This window comes from Amycolatopsis sp. NPDC023774 (genome assembly GCF_040639695.1).
Taxonomy (GTDB): Bacteria; Actinomycetota; Actinomycetes; order Mycobacteriales; family Pseudonocardiaceae; genus Amycolatopsis.
The window spans coordinates 21,303-35,752 of sequence record NZ_JBFAAJ010000048.1 but is presented as its reverse complement, the minus strand read 5'-3'; the positions used below and the strand labels follow the sequence as shown (position 1 = coordinate 35,752).

Here is a 14,450-nt window from a genome sequence, read left to right as displayed (position 1 = left end):
GCAGCAGAACACCGACCAGAACTAGACGACAACACCGCGCACGGGGTCAATTTTCCCGAGACCACCCGGGGTCAAGGTTCCCGAAGCGTTGACAAGGGTATCGGTGGTGGTGTTGGTGCGTAGGTACGCGGCGTAGTCGATCGCCACGAGGACGGCCTGGGGATCGGTGAATGCGGGGTCGTCGAAGACGTCGAGTTGGCTGCCGTAGATGCCGATCATTCCGTGGTCGGGGTGGACCTCGAGCGCTGCGGGCAGTGGTGTCATGGATGTAATTGTGCCGTGGTTGCGGGCGTGCGACGTCTGCAACCACGGCTGTGGGCCCGTGTGGGTTAGGGGGTGATGGCGATGTAGTAGGGATCGCCGTCGATGATCCGGTTGAGGGTGTAGTTGCTGTCGAGCCAGCGACCGGCTGCTTGGTTGTCGCCGGCGTCGATAAGGCGTGCCGAGTAGTTCCCGTTGCCCGGTCCTGCTCCTTCCTGGGTGCTGGCGAAGGGGTATTCGTCGCAGTTGAGCAGGTTGCCGTCGTAGGGGCCCCAGACGGCGGCGCAGGTTGCCCGCGCAGCATTGTTGTTGGCGGTCTGGGTGGCGGAGTTGAGGGTTCGGTGCAGTGGAGCGGTATCCCGGGAACGTTCTTGGGGCCGCTGGGAAGGTGAGGATCGGCTGGTTGATCGCGTCGTTGTAGTGGCGTGAGCTCTGAGGGTAGGTCGGCGAGCTCAGGCTGAAGGGGATGACGACCTTGGCTTCGGTGAAGACAGCGCCTTGAGCCTTGCCGGCCACCGCGCCGGCGCTGTCGAAGCGAATGTTGGAGAACCGGCTCGTGGGGTCGAGCCAGGGTGTCACGTCCAGATTGCCGTAGGTGCCGATTTCGATCTGGACGTTGCCATTCACAATGCCGTAGGGGTCGGTCGCGGTAGCGGCCGGCGAGGGGACGTCGTGGCGGGGCGACGAGTCCTTCCCCCGCACGCAATCGTCCGAGGTGACCATCGACCGCGACGGCGTGGAAGATCGCCGTGCGGAGTCGATGAAACAGGCCCCGCAGACCCGGTCCGGTTACGATCGCGACGAATACCCTCCCGCTGTGCTCCAGGAAGGCGGCGACGGATCGTCCGTGAAGTACATCGACCCAGGCCACAACCGCGGAGCCGGGCGGTCCATCGCCAACCAGATCTCCGGCCTGGACAACGACCAGCGCGTGACCATCCTGGCGGACTGACGACCATGACCAGCACGGGCACCAGCCCCCTCGCGCAGCTGCTCAACGCGGCCCGCGGGCCACTCGGCCCGTGCATCGATCTCGACCTCGACAACACCAACGGCCGTCTCGGCGAACTGGCCAAACTGTTGAGCACCGCTCTTCCACGCCGGACCGACCGGCCTCGGGCCCGAACTGCAACACTGGAACAAGCCCGCCACGTGGAAGGGACACCTACGCCGGGCATGCCGACGGGTTGTTCTGCTTCGCGCAGGGGACCTATTCGGCCGCCAGTTCGCCATCACCGGAGACCGCGGCATCGTCACCTTCGACCCCGAAACCGCCGACCGCACCCCGATCGGCACCAGCCTCGACGACTGGGCCGCCGGGGCTACTCGCCGACCCCGACGTCCGCCGCGCCCACGCCTTCGCCGGCACCTGGCAAGACCGCCACGGCCCCCTCGACCACAACCAACGCCTCATCCCGCTGCACCTGTTCACCACGGGCGGCGGCTACGACGACGCCAGCCTCGCCGGCAAGCACGCCGTCACCTGCATGCGCGCCCGCGGCCCCCTCGCCTCCACCATCCACGACCTACCCGACGGAGCCCAGGTCCACCTCATGCCCGACCACTGCAAGAGGTTCTCGCCGGACAGGGACTGCTCCAGACCTTCCCCTCACCCGGGTGCTGCGCCTGTGTGCGGCTTCCCTGGGGGATCTGATGGTCCTCCGCGTCGAGAACGCCGAGCTCCTGCGAGCGAGACCGGAGACGCGCACATGGTCGCCACCTTCCCGTCCGTTGCCTCCGGCGATGCTCACGATCGCGACGAACAGCGCGCTGGCTGAGGCGCTCCGGCACGCCGCCACGGCGTCAGGACTACAGAAGAAGTATCTGGCGCAACAAGCCCAGCTGAGCCGCAGCCAGCTGTACAACCTCATCGACCCCAAGCGCTCGGCGTTGCCGAGGATCGGCGACCTCTTCAGCGAGAAGTGCGGTGCGCTGCAGGTGGCCGACGGGCGCGGGAAACCGGCGGGGTTCGTGTTCTTCGGGTTCGCCAACACCTGCCCCACGCGACGACGTTGACCTGCGGAAACAGGTAGGCGTCTGGCTCACGAAAGCAGGCGGGCGAAAGCCGGAACAGGGTCTTTCGCCCGCCTGTGTCAGGTACCAGCAATTGGCCGCTGTTTTTCGTCCAAATGTCGGCGTAACACTTCCCCACTCTGGCTCGATCTGTAAACGCGCAGTAACCCATTTCCGGGGGCCTGCACTGGGGTGAGAACGAAACACGTCCGCTCAGTGGAGTGGATCAGTGTCGGACAGTAATTGGCTGTCCCTGACGAGTTCGTCCCTTGACTAGGAGCAACTACACCTATGCGCAAGATCGCAATTCCCGTGGCGGCCGCCGCCGTTCTCATGGGCGGTGCCGGGGTCGCCAACGCAGCGACGACCGAAGAGCCCACCACCCCAGCGAGCTGCTCGGCCCAGACAGACGCCCAGACCGTCGTCGACCAGGCCCAGGCCGCGCTGACGGACGCGCAGTCGCAGCTTGACCAGGCCGAAGCCACCGTGCGCGGGTTGAACGCCGACAAGAACGCCCAGCAGACGATCGCGGACAACCTCGCCGCCCAGATCCGGGCCGCGAGCGTGGACAAGATCGCCCACCAGCAGGCGCTGCCCGGCCTCCGGGCCGCCCTGGACCAGGCCACCGCCGAGCGTGGGGCTGCCGCCTCGGCCCTGCGGGATGCGCAGAAGGCCTCAGCGGGTGCCGCCGACGACATCGCACTCCGCCAGGGCTACATCGCCGCGTTCAAGACCAAGTACGCCGCCGCGAGCCAGCGGGCCGAAGCGGCGAAGGATGAGATCGAGAAGCAGCAGAAGCTGTACCGCAAGGCCAAGGACGCAGGTGATACCGCTGCCATGGAGGCCGCGCACGCCGCCGCCGACGCCGCTCGAGCCACCCTCGCCACCGCGCAGGCCGACATGGAGCACTACGGCCCGGCGTCGCAGGCCGTGCAGCAGGGCCACATCGACAAGGACCAGGCGCTGCTCGACGCGGTGACCGACGCGCAGGACACGATGGACAAAGCCACTGCGAAGCGGGGCGCCGCGGCCGATGCGTTGCGGGACGCGCAGCGCGCCATCGACGCGGACACCGCGATCGGGCAGAAGCTCTACCCGCAGTACCAGGCGACGCTTGCCAAGGTTGCGGCGGACAAGGCCGCCGGTGCCGACGCATACAAGCAGGTGATGACGCTTCGGTCCACGGTGTCCGACCGCACGGCGGCACTCGCCACGGCGAAGGCCGCGTTGTCGGGTGTGGTGTGCCCGGTCGCCCCCGGCGACGGTGGCCAGCCCGGCGGCGGGGGGCAGTCAGACCCGGCGGCCTACCCGGTGTCGGCGGGGCAGTCGGCCGCCCACACGGTCGCCACGGTGTCAACGTCCGCGCCCACGGGCCGACACGCAGACGCGTCGACCACGGCCGGTCAGGGCGGCGGAAACGCCGGCCTCGCGTCCGCCCGGCCGGTGACCTACACGCGGCTGGCCCAGACCAGCGGCGTCGGGGACGAGTTCCCGTGGCTGCTCGGGAGTGCCGCGGGGCTGCTCGCCGCCGGCGCCGCAGCCGTGGCCTACGGGCGTCACGCCAAGCGCGGCTGACCTGCACCACCCTCACTGATCACCCCGTCCGGGATCCACCGGGCGGGGTGATTGGCATTCCGGGCGAAACAAATAGACAGGTATCACACAAACAATAGGCGCGCGAAAGTCAAAACAATGGCTTTCGTACGCCTATTTCATTAGGATAAAGGTATAAGAAATCAACAAACCAACGAGAATTCGAGAGCGCGAGATGTCGACCGAATTCGTTTCCCAGACCACCGAAGTTGGGGTTCGTCCGATGGGGCGCCGGCGGAGTCCTCAACTCGAGTTCGGCACTCTCACCAACTTCGAGCGCATCCTCGCCTCTTTCCGCGCCGGCGACACCTTCGCGCCCGTCGGCGGCTGCGCGGAGGAAGACCCCACCACCGCCGAGGAGCTTGAACAGCTGATGGTCGACGGCCGAGTCGCCCTCGGCCAGTTCCCCGAGCCGCCAGACTTGACTGGTACGGCGAGGAGTTCGAGCTGCGCTGGCTGGACGGCGATCAGGATGCCGCGGTTCGCGGTCAAGTCTTCGACTAAGCATTGCAGAAGAAGTGGTGATTGGATGACATCCGGAGCAGGTCGCCTGCTCCTCGAGTTCCTCGAAGAGCTCCAGGCGACCACCAGGTGGGCAGTGACGGCGGCGAACGCCGAGGTCGGCGCCCTGTCGAGGTGGCAACTGAGCGGGTTGAATTGGCGAGCCATTGTGACCGTTGAGCCGCACCGCTGGCTGGGATTGGAATTCGAGACGCGGGATCCGGTGACTGGCAAACGTGCTACCTACGACATCGACACCGACTTGTACGATATATCGAAGGACGACAACCGGGAATTTTCAGACGAGATTGAACGCGATATCATTGAATTTCTTGACAACTTGAGGAAAGGAGCTGTCCTGCGCGGAAATGAGGGGAAGAAGTTCGTGCTCGTCTTTCCACGGGAAGGTTCCTACGTCCGCGTCATCCAAGGTCGATTCGCGAGCGGTGCATCCACGCACGCTGATCTCGCCTCCGCGCGGGTCGGTGAAGGTGACTACGTTCCGGTGGAATGACGAGCGGAACGGAACCGGTGCTGCGCACAACGCGCCGACACGCGGGGGCGAGACGGCGGACAACCTGAGGCCACGAGCGCCAGCCGCGCCGCGGTTTACCCGTGTCACATAAATGGTCGCGGGTGCGGATCGCGCCCGCGCGGCCCGCCGCGTCGCCTCCGCAATGTAGGCCACCAGCCGACGCTGCGTGACGCGTCCTTCCTCGATGCGTACGCCGTGGCGTTTGAGCTCGACCCGGCACAGGTCCGGCGTGACGACGCCGTGGCACGGCTCCGCGCCGACGGCTACCAGGGCAGCCGTTTCGAGGACCTCGCCCGCGCCGCCTACTGTGACGAGCTGCGCCGGCAGATCTACCTGGCCGAGGCCGCGACCTGCGGTGTCCTGCTCGCCGTCGACGCGCAGCGCCGCGGGGTCGTGCCGTGGGACTTGTGGGACTATCAGGAATCCGCTGCTCGCAAGTGGGCCTCGGATGAGCTGAAGCAGTGGTGGGACCAGCACGGACGCCTGACCTATACGGTTCCGGGAACGTCTGCTGGACGGTATCGACCGTCAGGAGAGAACTGGAGGCGACGGGTGGCTGCGGTGATCGACAGGCTGTTCGACGCACCTCGTCACACCCGTAGTTGGACACGCTTCGCAGTCGTAGTTGGACACGATTTCTGGACGGCTCCAAGGCCCGCCGATCACCCTGGCAACCGGTTCTCCTGTGAGCGAGCCGGGTTGATGTGGCCCTTGAGTGGAGGCCCCCGGCCGGGGCACACGGTGTTGGCGCACCGCCCGGTACGAAGGCATTTCCGTGAAGAAATCCGAGGTGCGCGGTGAATCTCCAATCAGCACGGGAACAGGGCTTCACCGCCGGGTCCCACCTCGACCCTCCGACACCGAACCCGTGGGCTGTGCATGTGCTGGTCTGGAACCGCGACCCCGCGCTCGATGAGCATCGCCGGGCGCTGTCGCCGATGGCGGCTGCGTGGCGCACGGGTTACAGCGAAGGACAGGCCGAGTACGCCCGCCAGCGCGGGCAGGCGTGAGCAGCGTGGCCAGCCCTGACGGCGACCTTTTCTGGTACGCGACGTACGGGTCGAACATGTACGCGGCCCGCTTCAACTGCTACATCGCGCGCGGCATCCCGCCGGGCGCCGCCCGCGTCTACCCCGGGTGCCGCGACCGGCGGCCGCCCCGGCAACGCGGGGCCACGAGCTTCCGGGCGGGATTTACTTCGCGACGGAATCTCCGGTGTGGGGCGGCGGCCGCGCCTTCTATGACCCGAGGCTGTTCGGCACGGCCGCGGCCCGCGTCTACCTGGTAACCGGCGAACAGTTCGGCGACGTCGCCGAGCAGGAGATGTACCGCAACCCTGGCGGCACCGAGCTGGACATCGCCGCGATCGTCGCGGCCAGCCGCGTCGAACTCCGCCCCGGCCGCTACGAAACCGTCTTCCACATCGCCGACCTGGACGGGCACCCAGTCCTGACGTTCACCACCCCCTGGTCGACCGGTGCGGTCGAGTACAACCCGCCGTCCCTCCCCTACCTGCGGATGCTCGCCGGCGGGCTTTGCGAGGCCCACGGCTGGGACCTGTACCAGGCCGCCGCGTATCAGGCCGAACGACCCGGCGCAGCCAGCACGTGGACAGCCGAAGCGCTCGCCGCAGCGCTCCACACGCTGGGCCCGGCATGAACACTCGGCGCGGGCACGTGCCGAATTCAGGGCACACGCAAGCGCGCACTGCGGAGCGGGCGGCCGTTCGTCATTGCACAGTCAACTGCCAGCCGAGGACGATGGCGATCTCGTGGATCGCGGGAATCACGGTGAAGTCCAGCAGGTTCGCAGCTGCCCCGATGTGCAGGAACACACCATCGCTGCCGGGGAACCAGATCATCTGGGTTGTTCCTCCGGCTTTGAACTCCACAGCAACGTCTCCGAGCCACCAGGAATCGCCGTCGACCGCCGCCAGGAACGTCGACAGGCCGTCGACGCCTGCTTCAGCTTCGTCCTTACCCAGGTACACGGCGGTCCGCGTCCGGCCTTCCCCGGCAGCGGTGGCGACGAACCGCAGCAGCCGTTGTTTTTCCTCACGGTTCGCGTTGCCCGGCCACTGCAAGGTCAGCGAGTCGAGATGTCGCGGCAATCCCGCTTGCCTGACGACGTCGGGGGCCACCTCGGCGAATCGCCGAAGTCGTCCCGGAAGAGAATCACATTCGCTTCGGTGATCACTTCGCGTCTTTGCTGATCGCCCACCGTCACGCCGATATGACACCGCGCCTGCGCCGCTTGCCGACCCAGCTGGCGGCTCGCCACGGCGCGCGTGTCCGGAACGGCCGGCGCAGTTCGGGTTCCACCCGGAACGTGGCCGGTCGGGCGCCGCCGCACCGCTCAACGCGGTCGACGCTGCCGCGCGGGAACGGCTTGGCCGCGTCGCGTGGAGAGCTAGCCTCGACGATGTGCCAAGTCGCCTCGTCTTGCCACGACTGACGATGCAGGATCAACCGGAAGCGTTGGAGGTACGGCTCTCCCGGACGGTACCGGTCCACACCACTCCCCGCACACAACGGCGCTTGACCATTTCGGGCGGCAGACCCCCCGACTCCGCGGCCCCCTGCGGCGCGGAGTCAGAAGGAGACGTCAGCGGTCGGTGGGGACGGCAACTTCGCCATCCTGGTCGATCAGGACCTGAAGCACAGCGTCCGGAAGGTAGACGCGGCGCGGGTACTTCGTGCCCACGAGTTGAGCAGCGGCACCGTGCCGAGTTCGTCGGCGCGTGGGTTGCCGAGCACGGCGTGGACGTCGTCGACGGTTTTGGCCCACCGGAACGCTTGGATGCCAAGGGCGGAGTTGGGCTTGTACCTGGCCTGCTGCTGCCAGCTGTCGTCGGCGTAGATGCTCTTGGGGTCCCCGTAGTACTCGCCGAAAATCAGGCGCATATGCCTGACCAGCAGTGATCAGTCGCTGGTCGCGTGGTGGTCGGCGAGGACAGTGTGGATGGCCGGGTGCTCGTGCGGCGTCCAAGCCGTTGCGGGTTTGCGGACGATGTCGCGGCGGCGGTCCTCGGCCAACGCCAGCGCCATGTCCAGGAGGAGGTTGCGTTCAGTGTGCTCGCCGGCGGCGATGCCTTCGAGGATCCTGACCGCGATACCGCGAGAGAACAGGTCGTCGAGCACGATCAGGGCCTCCAGCAGGTTGCGGCCGAGGCGATCGGCCTCCTGCACGGTGAGCATGTCCCCGGGGCGCATGTAGTCGAGTGCGGCCTGCAGCCCCGGCCTCTCGTCGATCTTCAGCTTCCCGGACCGCCTCTCCTCGAACACCCGCACGCAGATCGGGCCGAGCGCGTCGCGGGCCGGTCGTCCCGGCTAGTGTCGTCGCTCGTGATCGATGACGTGAAGGTGCGGTCCTCCGGGCTTCTTCCGGTTGGTGGCGGGCATGAGATCTACTGGGAGGAGTCGGGGAACCCTGACGGGATCCCTGCTCTGTACTTGCACGGAGGCCCGGGCGGGGGGCTCGGCACCGGCAAATACCGGAACAAACTCGATCCGGAGCGGTTCCGCATCATCGGTCTGGACCAGCGAGGCTGCGGACGTTCGAGCCCGCTTGCCACGACGGCCGGCTACCGGCTGGAAGACAACACCACGTCCGATCTTGTTGCCGACATCGAACGTGTCAGGGAGCACCTTCACGTCGGCGCGTGGCTACTCAACGGTGTGTCGTGGGGTTCTACGCTCGCCCTTGCCTACGCCCAGGATCATCCGGAAAGGGTGCTGGGCGTTGTTCTCATGGCAGTCACCACGACCGACCGGTTTCAGGTGGACTGGATCACCGAGACAGTCGGGGCTGTTTACCCCGAAGCGTGGGACCGGCTGGCGACGCATGCCGAGCAGGCGGGCATCGGTTATCGCCGACACGAGGGCCGTCTCGTCGAGGCATACGCCCGTTTGATGACCGACGCCGACCCCGAGGTTCGTGATGCGACGGCCCGAGCGTGGATGGACTGGGAAGACCACCACATCTCGATCGGCTCTGGCCATGTCCCGCCACGCACCGACTGGAGCGATGATCTCCGTGTTTTCGCCACGCTCGTCACGCACTACTGGGCCAACGACGCGTTCCTGAATCCTCCGATTCTGCATCGAATGGATCGCCTGCATGGCATCCCGGCCACCCTCATCCACGGTCGGCGCGACGTCAGCGGCCCGGCGGTCTTCCCCTGGTTGCTGCACCGTGCCTGGCCCGGCAGCGAGCTGATCATCGAAGAGAGCGAAGGCCACGGCGGCGAGCTCATGGTGAAGGCGTGGCGCTCGGCCAATGACCGCCACGCCGATCGTATCGAGGCACGTTGACGAGTGCCGCGTTCCTGCTCGCGCCGTCAGGTCAAAACAAAGTGTCGCGCACACGTAGCGGCCGGTAGCCGGTCGGGCCGAGCTGAGCGAGCTCGCCTTCGATGTCGAGGTCGATGTAGCCGAAGAAGTTGATGTTCTCGCTGTGGGCCGGGGAGATGTGGGCCAGGATTTCGTCGTCGATGCGCCGTCCCGCGGTGCGCATCGACTCCACGGCCAGGCCGTAGTACTCCGTCGTCCACGCGACGACTGCGTTGGTGACAAGCGTCAAGCACCACAGACCCCGAGCAGGTCATCGGCGATCTGGAAGGCCGGGCCGAGGGAACGGCCGAAGCGATCCATCCGGGCGACGACCTCGGGGCACGCGCCGGCAGCGGCGGCGCCCAGCGCGCACGCTGCACCCATCAGGGACCCGGTTTTGAGCCGGGCCATCAGAAGGTAGTCCTCGGTGGTGAGATCACGCCGGGTCTCGTACTCGACGTCCAGCGCTTCGCCCCGGATCAAGTCCTGGACCGCCTGGCATAACCGGCGCGCAAGGGCACCTCGTCGAGACACCCCAGCGCCGAGAGGGCTGCGCGACTGCTCGGCGAAGACCCGAACCGGGAACCATGGAATTGAGAAACCGCAGCGGTGACGGCTGTCCGCCATGATTGATCCGGCGTCGAGCCCCCGGTTGAGGGAGTCTCGGAAACGATCGTTCGCACCGTCCGCACCGTCATCGCCGAGCAGCGCACGACCAGCGGCTGATCACCGCTGGTCAGCCATATCCGCCCGATTTTCGGCGAGTACCAGTCGGCAACCCTGCGCTCGGATTGGGGCAGTGCCGTCGGTTGGCCGCTGTGGGCCGCGATGCTGATCTCCATTCCCGCCCGTACCTTCGGTGGATCGGTCTCCGGCCAAGCAGTCGGAGGTCAGCCAGCAGAGGGGAACGTTGCGTGAGCGACGAGAAACATCGAAGAACCAGGCCAGATCTTGTATTACCCACGGTCCAAACACTCATTGCTGTCGTGCTGTGGATCTTGTTCATCGTCAGCCCGAACTGGTTCAATGCAGCCCAGTATCTTGCCGTCTACGTCACCGTAGGCGCGATCTTGGCTTGGATACGCTACGTTATCGCACGGCGGAACCAACCATCTTGAGGGGACGGTCGAGCCAGCTCCTGTGTGCTCGGCACCGCACGGACTTGCTGCGCTGGCGTTGCCGGCTGCAGCACTGGTTAAGACCGTGTACGGACTCGTTCTCCGTCGGCGGGAACTCCCGCGTCGGCCGCATGTACCTGTCGCGAGCCACTCGTGCGTCTTCTCCCCCACCATTCCTGGTTGCTCGGTGGTTTTTGTTCCTGACCGCCGCTCCGCTAGAGCCGAGCCTGCCAGCTGCGGGCTCCACGCGTAACAGATTCCGTCCGTTGACATGGCCAGTCGAGTCAGCCGCTGGCCCTGGGCGGGCCTTGTGGAGGGTCACCCGGTTGGGGCTCGCGGCGGTGGGGTATCTCCCGGCCATGACCACTCGCCCGGGGGACGCCGACCGTAGTTGTGCGGTGCTGGGCCATGGCCGCAGCCCCCTGAGCTGGCCGCGACCACACGACCATCTTGAAAACGTGTCTGACCGTGTCTTGGTCCAGGTGGTGATCGCGTGGAGGTCTGCCGCGGACCGAGAAGAACCCGAGAGAGGTACCGATGAACTTGCCCACCGCACTGGCCGCAACCGATGGCGCACGTCGCCGTGGCCGTGGGAATCGGGGCGCTGTGCCTGATCCCGTGATCTTTTTCGTGGCCGCGCTTGTCAGCATCCTGGGTAGCCCCCTGACCGGCGGCATGAGACTTGTCTGTGTCGTGTTCGCGTTCTGCGCGCCGTTCCTCGGGCCGCTGCTGTGGTTCCTGGTGGGCCGGCGCAGCGCCGAAGCCGGGGGACCCGCCGCATCAGCGGGATGATCCCAGTGGGACGGGCCGCGGCCCCGCCCGCCGCCCGCGGCGGACACACCAGGTGGGGGCATGGCAGCGACACGGGCCCCGGTCCAACACGCGTACGCCGCCCCACCGGCGTGCGGGGCCCTGCCGGGCAAGCATCGCCCGGCGGGACCGCCTCCACGGGCGGTGGGGCGGCGTACGCGGAAGGGCTGGGCCCGAACAGCCATACGCGGCCTTCGCCGCCTACAACATTGCGGCGCTGTGGGCACCCCCAGGTGTGGCCGAGTCCGGCGCTCCTCGTGCGCGGCATGACCCCAGGCGGGCAGGGCACCATCTCACTCGTTGCCGACCAAGTCACGTCCCACTCGACCTCAAGTCCCTCGCCGCGGCGTCACGCGACTTCTGATTTGAGTTCGGGCACACGACCGCGTCACCGTCGACGGGCGCAACGACTGCGGTTCGCGCGAAATGCAAAATCCGCGCCGCCAGTGGGTACACACACGGCATGCACCATCACAAGATCGCTGACCAGCGAAGACCCACGAATCGCCGCGCAACGGGCTCGGCGTGCGACGCGGCCGTTGTCTCGGCGCCGGCATTGCATCTGCGCCATCCGGCCCGCCTCCAGGACGCACCCATACTCCGCCACGCCCTCGCCACCTGGGCTCAGGCCTGCGACCTGCCGGACACACTGATCGCCGACCTCCAGCTTGCGGTCTACGAAGCGCTGGTCAACGCGGCCGAGCACGCCTACTCCGACGGCACGGCCGGCACACTCCACCTGCACGCCCACCACGACGGCCACACCGTGCGCGTCACCGTGACCGACCGCGGCCACTGGCAGCCCCCGCCTGCACCCCAACCGCTGCGCGGCCGCGGCCTGCCGCTGATTCGCCTGCTGCCCGACCACGCCAAGGTCACCCCGACCAACCAAGGCACCGTCGTCACCATGACCTGGCACCTCGCCCCCCACCGTCCGGCCAGCTAGACCCCGCATGCGCCAGCTACCACGACGGCCTGACCCGGACCCGGCGAACCCTCCGACGACGGACGAACACCCGCCGAGGCTCTCGCCACGCCCCAAGCGGAAACACGTGCTGCGTGTGGTCCTCGCGCTGCTGGCGACCGCCGTCGTGGCGTACGTCGCAGTCGTCGGGCGCGCCGTCGCCCTGCGATGGACGGACCCGTGGGCGCGCGGGATCACCGGTGCCGCCACTGCCCTCGGATCTGGGGCCGGGAGCGTATGGACGGCCTGGCGCGCCGGAAGGACACCCCACCGCGGGCACCGGCCCTGACGCCGGCCCGCCCCAGCGGGCAGCACCATGGCTCGGCGACAACGAACCGCAGTGGCAATTCCGGCACGGGCACGTGTCCATCGTCGATTGAGATGACCTGCGGCGATGAAGATCTTTTCGGCAGTGGCCGGTGCTGCGTGTCACGGTCGAGCGGTACTTCTCCTTGTCTGCGATCTTGAAGCCTGGTGCCTATCCCGACCCTGACCTGGCGCGGCATCGAGCAGGTGGCTGAGCGCGAGCCCGTCGGGTCCGTGTGGGAGCAGTACCTGGCGACCCTCGCGCCGGTGACGGTGCTGCGGTCGCTGGCGGCCTGGCTTCTAACAGTCGAGCTCAGCTCGCTCTCGCTCTGAACCACCGCCAAAGGTCGGTGGACCACACCGTGTGGCCCACCGACCCTTTTTGTAATCCGCTTTGCCGGACCCCTTGCCTTCACCCGTAGCGGGCCGTAACTTAACCCTCCTAAGAAAGGGGTGGCGTGACCCTTCCCGTGCAACGAAAGTTCGTGAACCGGCGCCGCGTGTTGTCCGCGGCGCTCGGCACAGGGGCGGCGCTCGCGACGAGCGGGTGCCGGTGGGCGGCGACCGGCTCGGCCGACGCGGGCGGGACGGGCGTGCTCCGGATAGCGCAGCTGGCCGACATTGCCCCCAAAAGCATGCTCAGCCAGAACCCCAACGACTTCGCGCTTACCCGTCTGGTCTTCGACCCGCTCACCGAGTACGACCACCGCACGCTGCAGCCGCGCCCAGCGTTGGCGACGGCCTGGGAATGGTCCGACGCCGGGCGCACCCTCACGTTGCAGTTGCGCGAGGACGTCACATTCCACACGGGGCGGCCGTTCACCGCCGAAGATGTCGTCGCGTCGATCCACGCCATCCAAGACCCGTCGCGATCGTCGCAGCTGGCCACCACCGCGGCGCTCGTCACGGACCTGAGAACTCAGGGCGCGCACCGAATCGCGCTGCGGCTGAGCAAGCCGGCCGGGAACCTGTTCGACCTATTCGAGCTGATGCCGATCGTCGACCGGGAGACCTTGGCGGACTTGGCCAGTGGCAAGCAGATGGTGGGCACCGGGCCGTTCCGCTTCGCGAAGTGGACGCCCGGCGAGTCGGTCGAGTTCACCCGCAACCCGCGGTATTGGAAAGCCGGTCTGCCGCACCTGTCCGGGGTGCAGGTCCGCACCATCCCGCAGCTTCAGTCCCTCGTGGCGTCGTTGCGCACCGGCCAGAGCCACCTCGTGCCCGGGCTGAGCCCTGTCGACCTGCTGGGTCTTGCCGGGGACGACCGGTTCGCCACCACCTTCACCGACACGTCCGACAACGCGTGGTACCTCGGCTGCAACCTGCGGGTCCCGCCGCTCGACCGGGCGGAGTTCCGGCAGGCACTGGCCTACGGCATCGACCGGGCCCGCATCCGCGACGTCGTGTTCCGCGGCGCGGGCACGGTCACCAGCCTTCCGTGGCCGACGAGCTCACCCGCCTATCGTGCCGACCTGGCCGCCCACTACGCCCACGACCCCGCCCGGGCACGCGAACTCCTGGCAGCGGCAGGCGGCCGGGGTATCGGGCTGCAGCTGGCGTACAACTCGTCGCTGCCCGCCACGGGCTACATGGCCCAGCTGATCCAGTACGACCTCGGCGAGTTGGGCGTTGACATCGAGCTCCTCCCCTTGCTGGGCAACGACTTCGGCACGCGGCTCTCGTCGGGCAAGCTACCCGCGCTGTGGCTCAACTCGCACGGGTTCGCCCAGCTGAACCCTGCTTCGCTGGTCACTGGTGCCGCCCCGTTCCGCTACACCAAGAACACCTCCGGGTTCACCGACCCGGCCTACGGCGCCGCCGCCGTCCAGGCCTGGACCACCACCGGAACCGCGGCACGGCAGGCGTACGACGAGCTGTCGCGGATCCTGCTGGACCAGCAGTTCGTGATCTCGATGGTCAACACGGGCGCGACCATGACGGCGACCACGCAGTTGCACGGACTGGCCTGGACCATGTTCGACTTCCTCGTCCTCGACCAGGCCCGGCTGGGGTGAAAC

At 67.5% G+C, this 14,450-nt stretch carries 19 protein-coding genes and 1 pseudogene; 12 read left to right on the top strand and 8 right to left on the bottom strand.

Translation table 11 applies throughout. The features are described from left to right. Nucleotides 1-21: 21 nt before the first annotated feature. Together AB0F91_RS43835 and AB0F91_RS43830 are read right to left on the bottom strand one after the other, a co-directional pair. Complete coding sequence (locus tag AB0F91_RS43835; protein ID WP_360607878.1) at nt 22-264, bottom strand: hypothetical protein; 243 nt, start codon at nt 262-264, stop codon at nt 22-24. A 65-nt stretch (nt 265-329) separates the two neighbouring features. Continuing rightward, on the bottom strand, nt 330-608 hold the full coding sequence (locus AB0F91_RS43830) for a NucA/NucB deoxyribonuclease domain-containing protein (RefSeq protein ID WP_360607882.1): 279 nt from the start codon (nt 606-608) through the stop codon (nt 330-332). A gap of 368 nt (nt 609-976) precedes the next feature. On the opposite strand from AB0F91_RS43830, the gene AB0F91_RS43825 reads away from it, so the two are divergent. Next, the gene (locus AB0F91_RS43825; RefSeq protein WP_360607876.1) at nt 977-1,213 is read left to right on the top strand and encodes a NucA/NucB deoxyribonuclease domain-containing protein; all 237 of its coding nucleotides are present in this window, start codon (nt 977-979) and stop codon (nt 1,211-1,213) included. Nucleotides 1,214-1,583: 370 nt separating this feature from the next. On the opposite strand, the gene AB0F91_RS43820 is transcribed toward AB0F91_RS43825, so the two are convergent. Next, nucleotides 1,584-1,736 (bottom strand): hypothetical protein, encoded by a 153-nt coding sequence (locus AB0F91_RS43820; RefSeq protein ID WP_360607874.1) that lies wholly within the window; start codon nt 1,734-1,736, stop codon nt 1,584-1,586. Between the two features lie 268 nt (nt 1,737-2,004). On the opposite strand from AB0F91_RS43820, the gene AB0F91_RS43815 reads away from it, so the two are divergent. From AB0F91_RS43815 to AB0F91_RS43790, 6 genes are all read left to right on the top strand, one after another. Continuing rightward, nucleotides 2,005-2,277 carry a hypothetical protein gene (locus AB0F91_RS43815; RefSeq protein WP_360607872.1) on the top strand — a complete coding sequence of 91 codons (273 nt, stop codon included), beginning with the start codon at nt 2,005-2,007 and terminating at the stop codon, nt 2,275-2,277. Between the two features lie 288 nt (nt 2,278-2,565). After that, nucleotides 2,566-3,849, top strand: a complete 1,284-nt coding sequence (locus tag AB0F91_RS43810; protein WP_360607870.1) for a hypothetical protein — start codon at nt 2,566-2,568, stop codon at nt 3,847-3,849. Between the two features lie 193 nt (nt 3,850-4,042). Then, nucleotides 4,043-4,882: a hypothetical protein gene (locus tag AB0F91_RS43805; RefSeq protein ID WP_360607868.1), complete on the top strand. Its 840-nt coding sequence runs from the start codon at nt 4,043-4,045 to the stop codon at nt 4,880-4,882. A gap of 216 nt (nt 4,883-5,098) precedes the next feature. Further along, nucleotides 5,099-5,704 carry a hypothetical protein gene (locus AB0F91_RS43800; RefSeq protein WP_360607866.1) on the top strand — a complete coding sequence of 202 codons (606 nt, stop codon included), beginning with the start codon at nt 5,099-5,101 and terminating at the stop codon, nt 5,702-5,704. After that, nucleotides 5,701-5,913 carry a hypothetical protein gene (locus tag AB0F91_RS43795; protein WP_360607864.1) on the top strand — a complete coding sequence of 71 codons (213 nt, stop codon included), beginning with the start codon at nt 5,701-5,703 and terminating at the stop codon, nt 5,911-5,913. The genes AB0F91_RS43800 and AB0F91_RS43795 overlap by 4 nt, the downstream gene beginning before the upstream one ends. A 205-nt stretch (nt 5,914-6,118) precedes the next feature. Further along, nucleotides 6,119-6,562, top strand: a complete 444-nt coding sequence (locus AB0F91_RS43790) for a hypothetical protein (RefSeq protein WP_360607862.1) — start codon at nt 6,119-6,121, stop codon at nt 6,560-6,562. A gap of 70 nt (nt 6,563-6,632) precedes the next feature. Here the strand turns inward: AB0F91_RS43790 and AB0F91_RS43785 are convergent, their stop codons facing one another. The 3 genes from AB0F91_RS43785 to AB0F91_RS43775 all read right to left on the bottom strand — a co-directional run bounded on the left by AB0F91_RS43785 (nt 6,633) and on the right by AB0F91_RS43775 (nt 8,187). Continuing rightward, a complete protein-coding gene (locus AB0F91_RS43785) occupies nt 6,633-7,043 on the bottom strand; it encodes a hypothetical protein (RefSeq protein WP_360607860.1) in 411 nt (136 codons plus the stop codon). A 505-nt stretch (nt 7,044-7,548) separates the two neighbouring features. After that, nucleotides 7,549-7,806, bottom strand: a complete 258-nt coding sequence (locus AB0F91_RS43780; RefSeq protein WP_360607858.1) for a hypothetical protein — start codon at nt 7,804-7,806, stop codon at nt 7,549-7,551. Between the two features lie 18 nt (nt 7,807-7,824). Continuing rightward, complete coding sequence (locus AB0F91_RS43775) at nt 7,825-8,187, bottom strand: recombinase family protein (protein ID WP_360607856.1); 363 nt, start codon at nt 8,185-8,187, stop codon at nt 7,825-7,827. Between the two features lie 60 nt (nt 8,188-8,247). Between AB0F91_RS43775 and pip the strand changes: the two genes are divergently transcribed. Next, nucleotides 8,248-9,216, top strand: coding sequence for a prolyl aminopeptidase (pip, locus tag AB0F91_RS43770; RefSeq protein ID WP_360607854.1), 969 nt, complete (start codon nt 8,248-8,250; stop codon nt 9,214-9,216). A gap of 31 nt (nt 9,217-9,247) precedes the next feature. Here pip and AB0F91_RS43765 read toward each other — a convergent pair. After that, nucleotides 9,248-9,490: pseudogene (locus AB0F91_RS43765) on the bottom strand (Tn3 family transposase); the annotation flags it as partial. Next, on the bottom strand, nt 9,481-9,861 hold the full coding sequence (locus tag AB0F91_RS43760; RefSeq protein ID WP_360607852.1) for a polyprenyl synthetase family protein: 381 nt from the start codon (nt 9,859-9,861) through the stop codon (nt 9,481-9,483). The pseudogene AB0F91_RS43765 and the gene AB0F91_RS43760, both read right to left, overlap by 10 nt. 1,097 nt (nt 9,862-10,958) lie before the next feature. On the opposite strand from AB0F91_RS43760, the gene AB0F91_RS43755 reads away from it, so the two are divergent. The 4 genes from AB0F91_RS43755 to AB0F91_RS43740 all read left to right on the top strand — a co-directional run bounded on the left by AB0F91_RS43755 (nt 10,959) and on the right by AB0F91_RS43740 (nt 14,447). After that, nucleotides 10,959-11,144 carry a PLD nuclease N-terminal domain-containing protein gene (locus AB0F91_RS43755; RefSeq protein WP_360607850.1) on the top strand — a complete coding sequence of 62 codons (186 nt, stop codon included), beginning with the start codon at nt 10,959-10,961 and terminating at the stop codon, nt 11,142-11,144. 481 nt (nt 11,145-11,625) lie between these two features. Then, nucleotides 11,626-12,108 (top strand): ATP-binding protein, encoded by a 483-nt coding sequence (locus AB0F91_RS43750; protein WP_360607849.1) that lies wholly within the window; start codon nt 11,626-11,628, stop codon nt 12,106-12,108. A 492-nt stretch (nt 12,109-12,600) separates the two neighbouring features. Continuing rightward, complete coding sequence (locus tag AB0F91_RS43745; protein ID WP_360607847.1) at nt 12,601-12,765, top strand: hypothetical protein; 165 nt, start codon at nt 12,601-12,603, stop codon at nt 12,763-12,765. A gap of 137 nt (nt 12,766-12,902) precedes the next feature. Continuing rightward, nucleotides 12,903-14,447 carry an ABC transporter substrate-binding protein gene (locus AB0F91_RS43740; RefSeq protein WP_360607845.1) on the top strand — a complete coding sequence of 515 codons (1,545 nt, stop codon included), beginning with the start codon at nt 12,903-12,905 and terminating at the stop codon, nt 14,445-14,447. Nucleotides 14,448-14,450 lie beyond the last annotated feature (3 nt).

Coding starts and splice junctions, on each gene's coding strand:
- AB0F91_RS43750 (WP_360607849.1), top strand. CDS start 11,626: ATGCACCATCACAAGATCGCTGACCAGCGAAGACCCACGAATCGCCGC.
- AB0F91_RS43810 (WP_360607870.1), top strand. CDS start 2,566: ATGCGCAAGATCGCAATTCCCGTGGCGGCCGCCGCCGTTCTCATGGGC.
- AB0F91_RS43780 (WP_360607858.1), bottom strand. CDS start 7,806: ATGCGCCTGATTTTCGGCGAGTACTACGGGGACCCCAAGAGCATCTAC.
- AB0F91_RS43835 (WP_360607878.1), bottom strand. CDS start 264: ATGACACCACTGCCCGCAGCGCTCGAGGTCCACCCCGACCACGGAATG.
- AB0F91_RS43805 (WP_360607868.1), top strand. CDS start 4,043: ATGTCGACCGAATTCGTTTCCCAGACCACCGAAGTTGGGGTTCGTCCG.
- AB0F91_RS43815 (WP_360607872.1), top strand. CDS start 2,005: ATGCTCACGATCGCGACGAACAGCGCGCTGGCTGAGGCGCTCCGGCAC.
- AB0F91_RS43760 (WP_360607852.1), bottom strand. CDS start 9,861: ATGGCGGACAGCCGTCACCGCTGCGGTTTCTCAATTCCATGGTTCCCG.